This window comes from Mucilaginibacter oryzae (assembly GCF_003148845.1).
Taxonomy (GTDB): Bacteria; Bacteroidota; Bacteroidia; order Sphingobacteriales; family Sphingobacteriaceae; genus Mucilaginibacter; species Mucilaginibacter oryzae.
In genome coordinates, this window is record NZ_QGHA01000001.1 from 226,139 (window position 1) to 242,592 (window position 16,454).

The window sequence follows — 16,454 nt, forward strand, 5'->3', positions numbered from 1 at the left end:
CATTTAACACTTTTTAACGCAGGCGCGAATCCTTGAACGCCTGCAGGATCGGCAGCATGCCTCTGATGCACAGGTAGCTCATTTTTGCAGCGTTGTATTTGATCTCCCCTTTTTTACCATCCGATTTATGTTCGTTGGTAAAATCCATCACCGACTTCACGATCAAGCCGTACTGGGCGTAGGAAGCGAACAGGTTCGAGGCGCGTATCACGCCCAAGCTTTCCATCTCCAGGCCGACGATGTCATCATTGGTGGTCTTGGCGATATCCAAAAGCGCGCCATTGGTCTTGACCACCCAGGGACCGCAGGCATAGTCTTTAAAGTGTATCTTAAAGTTGTCATCCAATATGCTCTTCTCTACGCCGCTGGCCAGCGCGCGCATATTTGTAATGAGCTGTTCTTCGTTCGTTATCAGGTGTCCGATGAGCTGCGCGTTAGGCTCTGCCGGTAAGGGGCGCGGAATAAATTCGCCTTCGACGTATTTCCCGGACATATAATCATGGATATTACGTGGGATGACCACATCATACAGTTTGACCTCACCCTCCCGGCCGCCGCAAACGCCGCCCATGATCAGGAAACGCGGCTCGTACCGGGAGATCAGCCAGGAACTGAAGGCCGCCGCGTCGACAGCACCCATATTTTGCTGCCAGGACAATAAGAGTTCACCCTTATAATCCGCCGCAAAATTTTTGGCAGGGAGAAAGGTGCCGCAGTTCACATTCTTTTCCTCCACGATGGTGGTCGTGGTCATATTTTCATTGAAGACCTGGTGCTCATCCTTATATAACGCGGTTAGAATTGCAAAATCCAGCTTCGCGGCTAGCGCCCCGACCGTTGCGCCGCCCGTCTCCGGTGCCGGGCTGACCAGGTTACTTTTGACATTAGGCCGGTAATCGTCAAAAGTGAACTCTTCGAAGCCCAGCTCCAGGGCGTATATTGTATCGCTGTTCTTGAACTTTTCCGCGCCCTCGCGTGAAGCGAAATAATAATGGAGCTTAGAGAAGTAGGGTTGCTTTTTCAGTTCCTTTTCGAATACAATGCGGTCTATGCTGGGATTGGAAGCATGGAAGCCCGTATGGATGACCAGGTAGAAGGAAAACTCCGGCGGGACGATCTGCAAAAAGTCATTGAAGTCTTCAACCGTCGAAAACATATAGACCCGGGCTTTGGCGCGTAAATGCGAATCGTGGCGCAGCATTAAGGTATAGAAGCCGGCATCTTCCTTGGAATCCGCCTTTGCGATCACGACGAGGTTGTCTTTAACTTTTGTACTCATGATGGTGTAAGGTAATATCGATGATAAAGGGTTTTTGTTGTGCAAAGCTGACCGCATCATTGTCATCATAACCGCCGCCGAACTTATGCACGAAGTGGCGTACATTATTATATAGGCCGCCTTCGGCCCTCCGTTCCCGGAAGGCCTTGTTCTGTTCGATATTGATGAAGATGCCGTTATCGGTGATATGGCAGCGGATCACCAGTTTAAGGTCGGACATATCGCAAATACGTTCAGCGTTATTGAATATCTCTTCAAAAATGCCTTTGAAGATCGTCGTATTGATCGCCATGTTCCGGTTCTCCACGTTTTGGTCGTTGATCACCACCAGTTTCGCGTATGCACGCTTGCTGACCATATCGTTCAGCACCTGCTGGAAGTCACAGGGGTACTGCTGGCAGATCCGGAAGAAAGTGTTGGTCGCTTCGTCCTCGACCAACACGATCGTGACGAGCTCCACACAAATGGCCCGGGCATGCTTGAGTTCCTTCTCTACCAGATGGATCGGCTGCTGTCCGTTCTTGATCAGCGCCTGGTTGATCTTTTCCAGTTCATTAAGGTAATACAAAATACCCGGTTTTTCATCACCGAGCAGGTTATAGATGATCTGGTAATATTTTTTCAGGTGGATATCGCGTATCAGCTTGACATTGGGTTTGATATCTTGTTTAAAGATGGTGAGTACATTTTCCAGTTCGGCACGGATGTCGGTCAGGCTGGGCTGGGTACTGGTCAGCGTATAGATCAGCTTGTTCAAGTATTCCTTTAGCAGGAAGTGGCGCGCGCGGTACTTGCCGTTCAAAACGAATTTTTTCAAATTATAGAACGGGGCCAGCAGGTTATCGCTGTCGGCCAGGTCCTTGAAATTGTAATAATCGGTCAGGGTGCTCATGATCTCTTTCAAGCCCTCTGCCGCATCCGGGCCCAGGCCCTGTTCCCCTTTCAGCGCTGCATCGGCGCTTAATAACAATTCCTCCACCTGGGTCTTGATCGTCAGCGACACGGTCTTGCTGTAGAGCAGGTCCCAGAACTTATACTGCAGGAACAGGAAGGCATCCTTATCGGCGTAGCGAATGATTTTTTCAAGTACGGGCAGTTCGAAGATTTCCCGGAAATTCAGCGTAAACATTAGCATGACCACGGATTTCGGAGCCCAGTTATACAACGGTTGGAACTGCGCCGGACCTTCGATCAGGTGGAATAGGTATGCCTTAAGTGCGGGCATAAGCTCGTTCATAAGGCTGTTGATCAGCTCAAAGAGGTACGACTCGTGCAGGATGCAGGCCAGCAGGTTTTCGATATCGCGCTGGACCTGCCCGTTTTTTGCCCAGTCCTGGTCACGGGCGATCGTTTTGATCGTCTCATCAAAAGCCTGAAAGTATTCCGGGTAAAAGCGGTAACTGTCGATCTTGCCGATAATATCTCGGGTAATGAACAGGTGCCGGGAGTCGACCGCCCCTGTCGAGGGTAATTTCGGCAGGTAGGGTGTATCGACGAGTTCATCCTTACTGGCATGCAGCAGGGTCAGCTCTTGCTTGCGGAGGATGATGTACTTTTTAACCGCATCGGATGGCCCCTGAATATGCTTCAAGGCGATATCATCCAGGTATTCGATCTCTGCACAGAAGGGACAGGAGGTCGGCTGATAGACAGGGATATGCAGGTTGATCCCGAACAGTACTTCGATGGTGACCGTCTTTTCGCGCAGGGTGCCCTGGAAGACCATCTTATTCTTCAAGCGCTTCACTTTGATCGCCCGCAGCCGGGAGTAAAATTCCCGGTAAAAGTCCTCGATGCGGGTGATGATCGAGATCACGGTAATACTGGCGACATCCAGGAAGGCCACATTGTCGATCAGCTGAACCAATGACTCCCCCGTAAGGGAGCCGGAGTCCAGGATGAGAACCTTTTTATTTTTGGTGGTCTGGTTGTGCCGCTTGGCCGGGAAGGGGAACCGCCAGCCTTTAGGGGTATCGAAGCGCTGCAGCCCGATCACATTGTCGGGATGCACTCCGAATATTTTCCCCAGCTTAAAGTGGCGGATCTTTTCGATCCCGGAAAACACCGGATAAAAGATAAAGTCAAATTGACCGGCACGGTCCGGCTGTGCGCCAGCCTGCTGGTTTAGCGATACTTCTCGCAAACCAGTGATGGCAGCCTCGAGCTGCGCCAAGTAGAGCGCTGACGCATCCGCCGGCAGCAGGTCGCGAAGTTCATCCCGTGCCGCTTCCAGATCCAGAAAGGCTAAAGCATGGCCATCCGTACGGTTGGTGCCATCACCGCGATGTTTGCCGGAGGCGATCACATCCCGGATCTTGGAGATGATGTCCAGGCCATCCGTCGAGCCGAACAGCGGCCGCATGGCCGTCAGGTAGCCGATATGGGTCAGATTCTGGTGAAAGTGACCGATCTTAAAATATTTGGGGTCAACACCGGCTTCCACGATCAGGTCCGCGGGTTCGCGGAAAAGGATCTTATCCTGCTCGCTATGGATAGATTTGAGCTCCACGATCGTATTGAGCAGGGGATTAATCCGCTTGATCACCACCGGATGTTGTCTATTCTCCTGATATGGTCCCTTGAACTTATGCAGGCGGATGCCATCCGCATAATTGGCCAGCGTAAAGCAGAGGACCTCATAGTCATCGAAATCCACCGACTCCGCTTCGTCCGGTAAATAGGCCTCGGCAGGTACGCGGGTATCGGCGATGGAAAAGATCGCGTTGATAATCGCGTTCTTGCCGTTCTCAATCTTATCGATGAGCTTTTCAACTAGCTTGCCAGTCGAGATTACATCATTGACGATCAGCAATTTATCCAGTAATTCGATGCGGTCAAAAGGTTTCTCGGTATCAAAGGAATAATAACTGGACAGCATGATCAGGTCCGGGGAGCGGTCCAGGCTGCCCGGCGCCACGTGATCGTTACGCAGGAAGCGGTAGGATTCATCCTCCTCGATTAAATCGCGGATCGCCACCCCGATAAGCTGGCTACTGACCGTTACCGCGATGATCTTGTCGAGCTTAAAGTTGCTGATCGCCTGTCCGCGGGCTACTTCGCGGGCGACATAGCTGCAATACTTGTCCAGCAGGCAGCGCCCGAAATAGCGGGCGATGAATTTATCATGCATCGGCTCATAGAGCGTAAGGTAACTGGATTGGTAGGCGTTGTTGGATACTTGGAAGATCTCGCGGGGCTTGCCGCTGACCGGGTCGATATCTTCCTGAATGAAGCCTTTCAGCAGGCCGACGATTGCAGCCTTGCGCACTTCAAAGAAGGTCTCAGCGATCTCCTGGATGCCGGAGCAGACCGCGGTCAGCCAGCCGGCGTTCTTGACCAAAAGGTTGCCTTCCCCCTTATCCTGCAGGCCGTGAAGCTCGATGTTCAAAGCATTGCCGCCCAGTAAAAGGCTGGAGAACAGATCCGCATGCTGTTCATTCTTCAGGCCGATCCAGTTGATCATGTCTTCCTCCTTTTCGGCATCGATCTTAAAGTTCAGGCAGGGTATCGGCCGGTACAGGTAGGGTTCCGGGAATCGCTGCCGGACGGTCTCGCCGTCGCGGTCTAGCTGGAAGTAATTTCGCTTCAGGTCGCGGATGATATCGCCCTCGTCGGGCGGCAGGTTGACGATGATCGCCTTGGTGATCTCGTTGATCTTGGGCGTCAGAAATAAATAATAGATGATCTTGATCCAGGGCGCATTGCCTGAACTGAGCCCGCCAAAGTCAAAGAAGATGATGCAGGGTGATTCCCGGTACGCATCCAGGCGGCGGTTCACTTCGCAGAACAGCCGGTCATAGACATGATGAATATTGATCTCCGACTGGCTGCGCCGTAGCTCCTCGACGATCTCGTTATAGATGAACAGGATGCTGACATAATGGAACTGGTTGTGCACGAATACCTCCACGGCCTTTTCCTGGCGAAGCACATCGTCGGCCCGAATGGCGTAGGCGTAATCGGCCAGCACCGGCAATTCCTGGCGTACCGCCGGGATGACCGCCCTGTCGTCCACTGAGCCAGAATCACCAGGCCTGCGAGACAGTTCCTCCGTCCGGCGCTCGGGCAAGATGATCGTGGTCATTGTGCCGGGGAATTCATGCTCGACGCTGACGTGGGTGATCGCCTCGCGAATTCGCATCCGTGGTTCCAAAATTGCTACCGGGTAAGTACCGGTATTCCGGATAACCAGTTGGTCGCTGAAATCAAAGACGATCTTGCCATGGCCGCTGCGTACCATCATCAGGCCCTTATAGCGCCTGACCATGTCTACCAGGAAGAACAGGCCGCGGGGAACCAGATCGTAATAGGCAATGGTTTTATCCAGCGGGTTTTTGGAGGTCTCCAGTTGGAATGCGTATTCCAGGATCTGACAATCTTCATTAGCGGCATCAAAACCTTCGCTGAACAGGTGCCGCTCCCTGAAGTCCGCCGCCCGAGAAGCTTCCCGGAACATCGGCCGCAGCGAGCCCGCTATACCATCACCCAAATCCAGGAAGGCGAACTCCAGGTAAGAAATGTTCCGGTATAATGGGTAGCTCTGCAAGCTGGGCACCCGGCTGGGGCTGTGCCGGTGCTTAGGTGATCGCAGCAGCTGGGACATCTCCTTCCGGATGGCGTCCTTATCTTTATAAAAATCAAGTGTTTCCGGGTACTTCTCCTGGGAGAAGGATGGCACAAAATGCCTGCTTTCCGGGTTGGGCCACTGGTTGGAAAGAAATGCGGTCACATAACATTCCGGCAGCAGGTCGCGCTTATTCTGCTCGAAGGAGTGCTGCAGGGAGTTTATGAACAGTTCCTGTGTAATGACATTACTGAGGATCTTACTTTCAAAGGGCAAATAACTGGCATAACGCTTTAAAAGATCCTGCATATCCTTTTGAAGATCAAATATCGGGTAACTGCCCTTCTCCTTGTTGAAGATATCGTTAAAATAGGTATCGTATTTGATATGTCGCTGATCAAAGCCGATGTCAAAAAAGGTGAAAGGGATGATTTGCAGGGCATTCTGCAGGGCCACTTTTTCTTCCCTGTTCACCGTACCGAAGTCCGCGATGTTGTCAAAATCCGAGGAATCAAGCCCCAGATGGGTCCGCATGCGCCAGATGGACAGCAGATAGATATTGCGGGTGCGCCGGCGCTTGATCCTTTGCTCGTTCTCCACATAACCGCGGCCATCCTCTACGTAGCGTTGCTTCAGATATTCCAGCTGGTTAGCTTTATAATAGCCGGTCTCGGCCAGGTGATTACGATAAGGCAGCCTGACCTTGATCCTTTTACCGATCAGCTTGATATTCCGGATCCATGCGAACAGGAAGACGATCTGCTCCGTTCCGATCCACTCCATAACAGAAAGGTCAAATACTACGAATTGCGTAGTCGCTGAAAAAGATTCCGAATAATGATCGGCCCGGAGCACACCGTCCGCTGCCTTCTCCCAGATGGTCTCGTCAAAAGTGGCCTGGGTGAATTTCGGCCCGAAATAGATAGTATGATCAGCGCCTGGCATGGATCAATAAAGACAATGATGAATTATAATAAGTAGTAAACATGATGAGTTAGGTTCCGAATGTAAGTATAAGAAAATATTATTTTAAAAAACATACTTAGGCGAAATTCGCCTAAAAAAAATTTCAGGCATCATCGCTCAGAGAGAAGATGCTATAACTTTTGCATTCCTTCATAACGAAGCAACTGTCCACTTAAGCTATATTGCCGCGGCAGTTGATGTGTTCCATCAGGAAGATAAATAAGCCTGCGGTGTGGTAGCCGTAATCTGCAGGAAAAAATTCCAGTTGCCGGATACGTGCAAACAAAACTGAATCTGTGCTAACGCCTGCATGGCGGATTCGATTTCAGCTAGGAGTTCAGTGTTTTGCTTTTCGAGCTTGATGTGGGTAATGACCAGGACCGGCTGGCCGATCTTCTCGCAGTCCAAAATGTCCGTAAATTGCCGGACAACGCCGGTAGCTTTGAGTTTCGCAAACACTTGGCGACCGACGTTTTGGTAAGGTTAACCCAACGCACGAGCTGCATGAGTTCGATGCGGCCGTTCTGCTCCATTGCAGGGAAATCGATGACTACCGTATCTTCCATATCCTTAAAATAATATCTAAGGTCGTCATAAGATCGCGTGCTAATAAACTTAGTTTTCCAAAATCTTGCCGTCGCGCACATCTGTATAATGCAAAAAAAACACCTGGCTCGTACGTGTTACTTTTTACGTCCCTAATATAAATTGCCGATTACCTGAAATCTTTGGAATCGAAAGCATTTACGACGGTGAAATTTTTATACAATCAATAAAGGATAACTAAGCATTATCCTCATGATGTGGAGCTAGCCATGTTTTTGTCAGACGAAAAACCGCTTGCCGGAATACCCTGGCCAGTATACTTCACTGCGTTCTGCGTACGAAAGTCATTATCAGGCTTCAAATGGAATTATCTTTGATATTCATTACATAAAATATTTAATAAGTTATTGAGGAATTTTCTTCTTCTCAAGCATATAGTTTGTACATTTGTAACACAGCGATTAATGGCCAAATCCAGTTTTGTACAAATCGTTGAATAATCTTTTGAAGGTTTATAACACATTATAATTTAAGGACTTACAAGCGAGGTTCGATTCCCGCTCTGAGTACTTGAAAATGAGGCGATTAGGTGAAAGACACTAATCGCTTTTTTATTTCTGGTGAAACATTTGCACTCTGTTTCACCAGTTAATTTTTTTCCACCTATTGCGTTCGCCGCTCGGTCTGGTTCATCTCTTCCCAATACAATGTTTCAAGATAGATGCCGTTTTGAATGGCTACGCGGGCGCGTATTTTTTCCAGTTCGGTCCTGATCTCTTCATCGCTAAGCGCCCCGCTTAACGAATGGTAATAAATGGCGTAACCGGTTTTGCTGTTTACGCATTTATAGTGTTTATCCGCCGCTTTCATGATGAATTATTATAAAAATACAATAGCACCAGCCCTTATTTTGTTTTACAACATAAATGTGTTCCTGCTGCTTCATTTTATTACCCTGAATACAAATCGCCGAAGTATAAAAACACAAGAACTCAATTTTTTACACTCACTTAACCATTGTTAACATTAACTTAACACAACACATTGTTTTAATGGTTACTTTTACGCACTGATTAATTTATAGTAATGTATTTTAAGTTCGACCGAAATAACTACTGTAAATTTACGACTGATAAAAAAGATCAATGAAGAGCTCAAACTCAAAATCGATATTCCCAAGTTCAAACCAGCTTTTTTACGATTTATTTAATGATGCTACGGCTAACGTTACCGAAATGGCCCGCCTGCTTGATGAGGCTGTTAACGCGCCTACGTCGTACGAGCAAAAGTTTAATTTTGCCCATATTGATAAGCTGAAGTTTAAAAGTTACGAAATTACCCACAGGGTTTTCAATGAATCGGGCAGGATGCTGATCTCGCCTTTTGGCCGTAAGGACATGTGCGACCTTGCCTCGGCTATTGACGATGTGGCCGACAGTATCACCATTGCCGCGCGCCGTATTAACCTGTACAATGTACCGGAAATTACGCAGCCTATCATTAACCTTGCAGCGCTCATCTTTAAAACAAGTACCGAGCTGGAAAGGGCGGTAAATATGATGAACGAGTTGAGCCGTTCGGCCGAAATATTTGAGATCTGCGCCAATATCAAACGCATTGAAGCCGATGCCGACCGCGTTTACAATACCGCTTTTGCCGACCTGCTAAGCAACCAGACAGACGCCATCGAACTAATTAAATACACCGACGTATTTGTAGCCATGGAAACCGCTACCGATGCCTGCGAAGATGTAACCCTGATTATTGAAAGTATTTTGATAAAGATGGGGTAACCCAAGCCTCACTAAATCCGCTCCACAAGAGAGGACTTGAAAAAAGCTAAACTAAAAAGTCGATGAGTAATCATCAACTTTTTGGTTCTATAGCCCTTTTCCTCGGAGAGGGCTGGGTAAGGTTTACTTCCCTCTGTCCTGCCCCGGGCCATTATCTCCGCCGTTGTTATCCCGGTTGTCATCGCCTTTTTCCCGGTCCTTTTTAAACTCAAGCTTACCAAATTTATAGCTTAGGCTGATGCCGAACGATTGCACAGGTACCAGCCGCTCATTAGTTGCGTAAAAGTTGCTGCCAAATGTTGATGACCGCTGACTAACATATTTGGCGAACGGGTTGGTAGCAGTAAGGCCGATGCTTGCCTTTTTATCCCAGAACATTTTACGCATGGCAATGTTGTAAAACACAAATTTTGGATTGGTACCCTGAATACCTCTTTGCGATGAGTTGTAGTTGCCAAAAAACTCGGCGCTCAAATCATGACCGAAACTGTATTGCGCGTTTAAGTTGATACGATAGGCAAAGGCATTTACAGTGGCAAAACCCGGGTTGGTGGAACGCCTGTTACTGAAGATCATATTGGTGCGTAAATTCAGTTTGCCGGTTATCGGTACCGAAGCGTAAATATTAATACCCTGTCTGTCTTCCGATCCGATATTATAACGCTGGTTAAATGATACGCCCCTATAAACACGTCCGTTTACCTGCAACGAATCATAGTAGGTGGTAAATTGCTGAATATCATCCGTGTTGTGACGATAGAAAGCGGCGATATTAATATTAGCCCCCTTATCGAACGATTTATTGTAGCCCAACTCAAAATTATCACCTTTTTCAGGTTTCAGGTTAGGGTTACCTGTGTTGATGTTATGAGGATCGCTGATATTCAAGAACGGGTTCAAATCGCCATAATCCGGGCGCTGGATGCGGCGGGTATAGCTTAATTTAACAGACTGCGAACCATTGCTACCAAATTTGTGCGAAAACACCAATGATGGCACCAGGATATTATAATTAGGGATATTCACATTCTGAAAATCGGCTTTGGTGGTGGTATACTCGTCTCTTAAACCAGCTTTTACATCCAGAAAGCTGTTAAATAACGATGCCGATCCCGAAAGGTAATACGCATAGATCTTCCTGTTGTAAGTAAAACCATAGGTTTGCCTCGGGTCGAGGTTAAAACCGCCGTCGGTAGCCAGGGTATCGGTAACTACATTATTATTGATATGGTTAAAATCAAGCTTTCCACCGGTTTCAATGGTTACCTTTTTGCTGATCGGATGGGTATAATCAACCGAGATATTGGTTTCACGGTCTTTACCCGGGTTATTGTTGGAGATGCCTGTTGATGGTTTTACGCCGTTCAGGTAATCCTGCACCTGCGATGAACTGAAGCTGTTATTACCAAAGCTTTCGGTATAAAGGATGTCCAGCTCCTGTCCCTCTTTGTCAAATGTTTTTTTGTAAGCCAGGCTTACATCGGTTGACCGGCCGTTGAATTTACTGCTTGAGTTACGGATATCCGCTGTATCAGAAATAAACGCGCCCGAAGCCGAAACAATCCTCGAATCTTCGTTGGTAATGCCATTACCATGGTTACCAAAATGGTTAAAACCTACACCGGCGGTAAGGTTATCGTGTTTGCTGATGTCCCAGTTAAAGTTAATGCCCGATTCATAACCGTTACGTTTAAAATTATTGGAACCCTGCTGGAAGAAGGTGGTTTGATCGCCTTGCCCGTTGGTTGATACACGGTTACGGGTATACGGAGCATTGGTATTGATCTGGGCGTTGCCGCTAAAAAAAGCGTTTACCCCAAAATTGCCTTTACGGGCATTTAAGTTGAACGAGCCGTTTTCGCGGCGCGTACCTGCCGATAGGTTAAAGCTACCGTTAATACCCTGAACCTTGCTGTCCTTCAAAATAATATTAACAATCCCACCGGTACCGGCAGCATCATACTTAGCTCCCGGACTGGTAATTACCTCGATACTTTTAATCTGGCTGGCCGGGATACTGGCCAAAGCATCGGCCAGGCTGGCGCCGAAAATGCTTGATGGTTTGCCATTGATCAGGAAGCGGATATTGGCGTTACCCTGCAACTCCACGTTGCCATCAATATCAACAGTAATTTGCGGTACTTTTTTCAACACATCAATAGCCACACCACCCTGCGCGCTCAAATCATTTTGCGGGTTGTACACCATTTTATCAATCCGGTTTTCAACAGTTGGCACTTTGGCGGTAATGGTTACCCCTTTCAATTCGTTGGCCGTAGGCGCAAGTTTGATCTCGCCTAATGATAATGTAGCGCCCTCTTTCACTATTACATGCTCGATGATCGCTTTTTGATAACCTAAAAATTCGGCGGTTACCTTGTATTCTCCGGCAGGGATATTGCTGATACTGAAATTACCTTTCGGATCGGTACTCATGCCGTTAAACGGCGAAGCGGCACCTTGTTTAAATATGGACACGGTAGCATAATCAACCGGTAGCTTGGTAGACGCGTCGGTTACCTTACCGCTGATCTTACCTTTAGCCCCGGGAGCGGTTTGGGCCTGTATATTAGCTGTAAAAATAAGTGAAAATAGTATGACAAAAACAGACTTCATTATATGGTTGTGCATAGTGTAACCACAAAGCTGCTAAGAAAGATTGGATAAAAACTGAATTTAGCGGTATTGAAGTGTATTTGTTACAGTATGATTTCACTATGTATACACGCTTGTTACATTGTATATGAAACTGTTACAAAAAAGTTAGAAAATCAATACAATGGTACCGCCGATAATAAGCAAAGCGCCGATTGCATTTTTGAGTGTAAGCGGCTCGCCCAGAAATAAAACCGATAACACGATAGCCAGCGCAACGCTCAGTTTATCAACCGGGGCCACCTGCGTTACCTTCCCCAATTGCAACGCGCGGAAATAACAGATCCACGAAAGGCCGGTGGCTAAACCCGAAAGTATTAAAAACGTCCAATTGGTTTTAGTGAGACTGCCGATACCATTGTGTCCTCCCTTAAAGATAGCAATAGACCAGGCTAATATCAGTATAATTACGGTACGGATAGCGGTAGCCAGATCGGTATCTACTCCTTTAATACCTATTTTGGCAAATATGGCCGTAAGCGCTGCAAATAAGGCCGACAGTAATGCGTATATCCACCACATAATAATTGAATTTGATGTTTAACTTGCAACAAGTTAACGGCTAATTTGAATATTCATTCTGTATTAAATCTGTTAAAATCCAGAATCTGTACAAATTGCCCTTATACCTTTAACCTAAAAAAGTTTTGAAGATACTTATTGTTGAAGACGAAGAAGGCCTGCGCGAAAGTATAGAAGAATACTTTGCCGATGCCGGTAATATTTGCGAAACCGTAGCAACCTACCAGGCCGCGCTGGCTAAAATACAGTTATACCGTTACGATTGTATCCTGCTGGATATTACACTACCGGGTGGCAATGGAATAGATATATTAAAAACCCTTAAAGCCGGTGGGTTTCCTGATGGTGTATTGATCATCTCGGCAAGGAACTCGCTGGATGACAGGCTGCAGGGCCTGGACCTGGGCGCCGACGATTACCTGGTAAAACCCTTCCACCTTTCGGAATTGAAAGCCAGGGTATCGGCCATAGTGCGCCGCAAAATGTTTAACGGCAGCAATGTGCTTAATTTTAATGAGTTGAGCATCGATCTCATGGCTAAAACGGTAACTGTTCATGGTGTCCCGGTAAAATTTACCCGCAAGGAACTTTCGTTGTTGATTTATTTTATCAGCAATAAAGGCAAAGTGATTTCCAAAAACGCCATTGCCGAACATTTGTGGGGCGATGGCATGGATATGGCCAACAACTTCGATTTTATCTACTCGCATATTAAAAATGTTCGTAAAAAAATAATGGAGGCAGGCGGCAAGGACTATATTTATGCGGCCTATGGCATGGGCTATAAATTTGCCGATCAATAAATGAAGCTCTCCGAAAGGTACAACCGGGTAAACCTCATTGCAACCATAGTTATTATGCTGATAACAGGTGCTATATACTACCTGGCTATCAGTGTCATCCTGACTAACCAAATCGATAAATCGCTGGAGGTTGAAGAGCACGAGGCGTTCGACTATGTAAAGCTCAACCATCGCCTGCCGCAGGTTTTTGAGTCGAAAGACCAGCAGATCACTTTCACACCGGCTGAACCAAATTCGGTTAAGCGGGAGTTCATCAATACGGGTTATTACCGCGAAAAAGGTGCATCAGAAGCTGGTCGTGGTTTAATCAGTTCCGTTACTGTAAACGGCAGGTACTATAAATTACAGATAGTAGAATCGAAAGTAGAAACAGAATACCTGATCCAGATCATTTTCGGCATTACCATTGGCGTGATATTGTTGTTATTACTGGTTTTACTCATCACCAACCGGCTTATATTAAGCAGGCTTTGGCAACCCTTTTACAGCATCCTTGGCGAACTTAAACAATTTAAAGTTACTGATAACAGCGATATTGCCCCCCTAAACTCCCCGATAGACGAATTTAACGACCTGCACCAGGAAGTAACAGCCATGGCCGAACGTGTAAAACGGGATTATAAAGACCTGAAAACCTTTACCGAAAACGCCTCGCACGAACTGCTAACTCCCATAGCGGTAATCAACTCCAAACTGGATACCTTGATCCAGACAGAAAATTTTAGTCCGCAGCAAAGTAAACTTTTGGGCGACCTATATGGCGCTGTTTCACGGTTGAGCAGGCTTAATCAATCGTTATTGCTTTTGGTTAAAATAGAAAACAAACTGCTAACCGATCAGCAAACTATCAATCTCAAAGAACTGATTGAAGAACTATTATATCAGCTGGAAGATATTTTCAGCGATAAGCAGATCACCGTTTCGGCTAATTTTGAGGATAAAGAAATAACGGCCAGCAGGTACCTGATTGATATTTTGCTCAACAACCTTATTATTAACGCCGTTAGGCATAACCACCAGGGCGGCGGGATCATCGTTAACCTTACAGCAGAGGCCCTCGTTGTAAAAAACACCGGCGAAAGTATGCCCCTGGATAACGAACGCATTTTTACCCGTTTCCACAAATCGTCTTCGTCAGAGGGGAGCGGTTTGGGGCTTACCATATCCAAACAGATCTGCGAAAGTTTGGGCTATCAACTGGGTTATAGCTATGAAGCTGCTCATCATTGCTTTGTGGTTAGGTTTTAAGGCCATGCGTTGATTACCTAATTTTTTATTTTTCAGCCCCAATCCAATTTGTCAAATATTTGATAAATTGAACTTGTTTATCATTGCTGTTATTCAAATAATCAATGAATACACATTTCCAATTTAAACAACGATATTTGATGCTGTTAATGATATGGATCATCAATTAAAAAACATAACAGTTAGAGGGTATAAATCAATCGCGGAACAATCGATACAATTATCTGATATAAATGTATTGATTGGACAAAACGGTGCAGGAAAATCCAATTTCATTTCACTATTCAGGTTTTTGAGAAACATTATTGAAAGACGACTACGAAATGTATCGCTAAAAGCGGGGGCAGAAAATCTGTTATATTACGGCAGCAAAACAACCGCAGAAATTACAATTGACCTGAACTTTGATCCTAACTACTATTACCTGAAATTACAGCCTGCTAATGATGATAGTTTGTTCATTGCGTTTGAAAATTGTGCATACAGGGGCAGAGGATATATGAACCCCTATATTACGGGTATTTCTGCTGATGAAAAGGAAAGTAATCTTTCTGCACAAGCTAAAACTTACAAAATAGCCGAACACGTTTATGATGTTCTTAGAGATTGGCGTGTATATCACTTTCATGACACCAGCGAATCTGCCGGAGTAAAAAAATATGGTTCTCTTGCTGATAGCAAATTCCTCTTTGAAGACGCTTCGAATTTGGCAGCTTTTTTATATGTTTTAAAAAATACACAATATGGTTTTTATGAGCGTATTGTAAAAACAATCCAATTAGTTGTGCCGTTTTTTGATGATTTTGTATTACGACCAAATCCTTTAAACGAAGAAAATATCCGGTTAGAATGGGTTGACAGATATTCTGATAAAACATTTACTGCAAATGAATTATCGGATGGCTCATTAAGATTTATTTGTATGGCGACCTTATTGCTTCAAAAAGATTTACCCAAGCTAATATTATTGGATGAACCCGAATTAGGCCTTCATCCTTCGGCTATAACAATTTTATCGGGCTTGTTGAAAAAGGCATCTAAACGATCACAAGTAATTATTTCCACACAATCTGTAAGTTTGGTTAACGAATTCGATGCTGAAGACATAGTGGTAGTAGAAAAAGCGGAAGCCGAAACAACTTTCAGAAGATTGGATCCTGAAAAACTTGAATCATGGTTAAATGATTATTCGTTAGGTGATCTTTGGGATAAAAATATCATAGGCGGTAAACCATGATCAGATTAAATATTACGTCCGAAGGCTTTTCTGAAGAGCGTTTCGTTACCGATATTCTTCGACCTCATTTACTCTCTTTCAACATATACGCAGAAACCAGAAAGGTACTAACAAATAGAAAGTTAAGGAAGCGCGGTGGGGTTGTAAGCTACGCCAAATTTAAAAATGATATCACGCAATGGTTTAAAGAATGTCCAGGTGTTTATCATACCACATTGATTGACCTTTATGGCTTAAGCAATGATTTTCCGGCGTACGCATCAACCCAAACACTATCGCCTTACGAAAGAGTTGCTGCAATGGAAAATGCCCTAAAAGCCGATTTGAATTTTCGAAAGTTTATCCCATACATTCAACTGCATGAATACGAGAGCCTTTTGTATTCAGATACAGATCTATTGGAAGAATGGTTGGGATTATACAATAAACTGCCTAAGGATTGTTTTAATAAAATCAAAAACTCTGTTACTGATCAGAACCCTGAACTAATTAATGAAGGGCCTGCTACTGCTCCATCTAAAAGAATCTTAACCATATGCGATTCATATGATAAAATAAACGATGGGATTTTAATCATAAAAGAAATCGGGCTTCAAAAAATTCGCAAGGAATGCAAACATTTTGATGGCTGGTTAACTACACTCGAACAATTGAAATAGCTTATTGGGGCTAATTTAAGGCCCCAAATAGAATTGTCTCTCCTAATCTATCTCTTAAACAGACTATAATTTTACGCCGTTCTGGTGGTGATTTTGCTATGTTCCACAAAAAGTATTTATCTCCATTTAAAATTGTTATTCTCCCCATACCAATTTTTTCCAGAATTATGCTTTAGCTTAGC

Annotated in this window: 11 protein-coding genes; 5 read left to right on the forward strand and 6 right to left on the reverse strand. The window is 45.5% G+C overall.

Annotated elements, in window-relative coordinates:
- Positions 1-13: 13 nt before the first annotated feature.
- The 4 genes from LX99_RS25480 to LX99_RS00945 all read right to left on the reverse strand — a co-directional run bounded on the left by LX99_RS25480 (position 14) and on the right by LX99_RS00945 (position 8,225).
- A complete protein-coding gene (locus LX99_RS25480; protein ID WP_170122590.1) occupies positions 14-1,279 on the reverse strand; it encodes a phosphorylase family protein in 1,266 nt (421 codons plus the stop codon).
- Positions 1,263-6,788, reverse strand: coding sequence for a hypothetical protein (locus LX99_RS00935; RefSeq protein WP_109605573.1), 5,526 nt, complete (start codon positions 6,786-6,788; stop codon positions 1,263-1,265). Before LX99_RS00935 ends, LX99_RS25480 begins: the two co-directional genes overlap by 17 nt.
- Before the next feature lie 228 nt (positions 6,789-7,016).
- The gene (locus tag LX99_RS00940) at positions 7,017-7,268 is read right to left on the reverse strand and encodes an Lrp/AsnC family transcriptional regulator (protein WP_109605575.1); all 252 of its coding nucleotides are present in this window, start codon (positions 7,266-7,268) and stop codon (positions 7,017-7,019) included.
- A gap of 750 nt (positions 7,269-8,018) precedes the next feature.
- A complete protein-coding gene (locus LX99_RS00945; RefSeq protein ID WP_109605577.1) occupies positions 8,019-8,225 on the reverse strand; it encodes a hypothetical protein in 207 nt (68 codons plus the stop codon).
- A gap of 275 nt (positions 8,226-8,500) precedes the next feature.
- On the opposite strand from LX99_RS00945, the gene LX99_RS00950 reads away from it, so the two are divergent.
- Positions 8,501-9,148, forward strand: coding sequence for a DUF47 domain-containing protein (locus LX99_RS00950; RefSeq protein ID WP_109605579.1), 648 nt, complete (start codon positions 8,501-8,503; stop codon positions 9,146-9,148).
- 123 nt (positions 9,149-9,271) lie between these two features.
- Here LX99_RS00950 and LX99_RS00955 read toward each other — a convergent pair whose 3' ends face one another.
- The gene (locus LX99_RS00955; protein ID WP_170122591.1) at positions 9,272-11,764 is read right to left on the reverse strand and encodes an outer membrane beta-barrel family protein; all 2,493 of its coding nucleotides are present in this window, start codon (positions 11,762-11,764) and stop codon (positions 9,272-9,274) included.
- A gap of 147 nt (positions 11,765-11,911) precedes the next feature.
- Positions 11,912-12,325, reverse strand: a complete 414-nt coding sequence (locus LX99_RS00960; RefSeq protein WP_109605583.1) for an EamA family transporter — start codon at positions 12,323-12,325, stop codon at positions 11,912-11,914.
- Positions 12,326-12,450: 125 nt separating this feature from the next.
- On the opposite strand from LX99_RS00960, the gene LX99_RS00965 reads away from it, so the two are divergent.
- From LX99_RS00965 to LX99_RS00980, 4 genes are all read left to right on the forward strand, one after another.
- Positions 12,451-13,128 carry a response regulator transcription factor gene (locus LX99_RS00965; RefSeq protein ID WP_109605585.1) on the forward strand — a complete coding sequence of 226 codons (678 nt, stop codon included), beginning with the start codon at positions 12,451-12,453 and terminating at the stop codon, positions 13,126-13,128.
- A complete protein-coding gene (locus LX99_RS00970; RefSeq protein WP_109605587.1) occupies positions 13,129-14,376 on the forward strand; it encodes a sensor histidine kinase in 1,248 nt (415 codons plus the stop codon).
- Between the two features lie 154 nt (positions 14,377-14,530).
- A complete protein-coding gene (locus LX99_RS00975) occupies positions 14,531-15,613 on the forward strand; it encodes an AAA family ATPase (protein ID WP_109605589.1) in 1,083 nt (360 codons plus the stop codon).
- Positions 15,610-16,272: a DUF4276 family protein gene (locus tag LX99_RS00980; protein WP_109605591.1), complete on the forward strand. Its 663-nt coding sequence runs from the start codon at positions 15,610-15,612 to the stop codon at positions 16,270-16,272. The genes LX99_RS00975 and LX99_RS00980 overlap by 4 nt, the downstream gene beginning before the upstream one ends.
- Positions 16,273-16,454: the final 182 nt, after the last annotated feature.

What these genes read in the sequence shown, in the direction of transcription:
- LX99_RS00950 (WP_109605579.1), top strand. Translation starts at nt 8,501, where the DNA reads ATGAAGAGCTCAAACTCAAAATCGATATTCCCAAGTTCAAACCAGCTT.
- LX99_RS00935 (WP_109605573.1), bottom strand. Translation starts at nt 6,788, where the DNA reads ATGCCAGGCGCTGATCATACTATCTATTTCGGGCCGAAATTCACCCAG.
- LX99_RS00980 (WP_109605591.1), top strand. Translation starts at nt 15,610, where the DNA reads ATGATCAGATTAAATATTACGTCCGAAGGCTTTTCTGAAGAGCGTTTC.
- LX99_RS00960 (WP_109605583.1), bottom strand. Translation starts at nt 12,325, where the DNA reads ATGTGGTGGATATACGCATTACTGTCGGCCTTATTTGCAGCGCTTACG.
- LX99_RS25480 (WP_170122590.1), bottom strand. Translation starts at nt 1,279, where the DNA reads ATGAGTACAAAAGTTAAAGACAACCTCGTCGTGATCGCAAAGGCGGAT.
- LX99_RS00955 (WP_170122591.1), bottom strand. Translation starts at nt 11,764, where the DNA reads ATGAAGTCTGTTTTTGTCATACTATTTTCACTTATTTTTACAGCTAAT.
- LX99_RS00970 (WP_109605587.1), top strand. Translation starts at nt 13,129, where the DNA reads ATGAAGCTCTCCGAAAGGTACAACCGGGTAAACCTCATTGCAACCATA.
- LX99_RS00975 (WP_109605589.1), top strand. Translation starts at nt 14,531, where the DNA reads ATGGATCATCAATTAAAAAACATAACAGTTAGAGGGTATAAATCAATC.
- LX99_RS00945 (WP_109605577.1), bottom strand. Translation starts at nt 8,225, where the DNA reads ATGAAAGCGGCGGATAAACACTATAAATGCGTAAACAGCAAAACCGGT.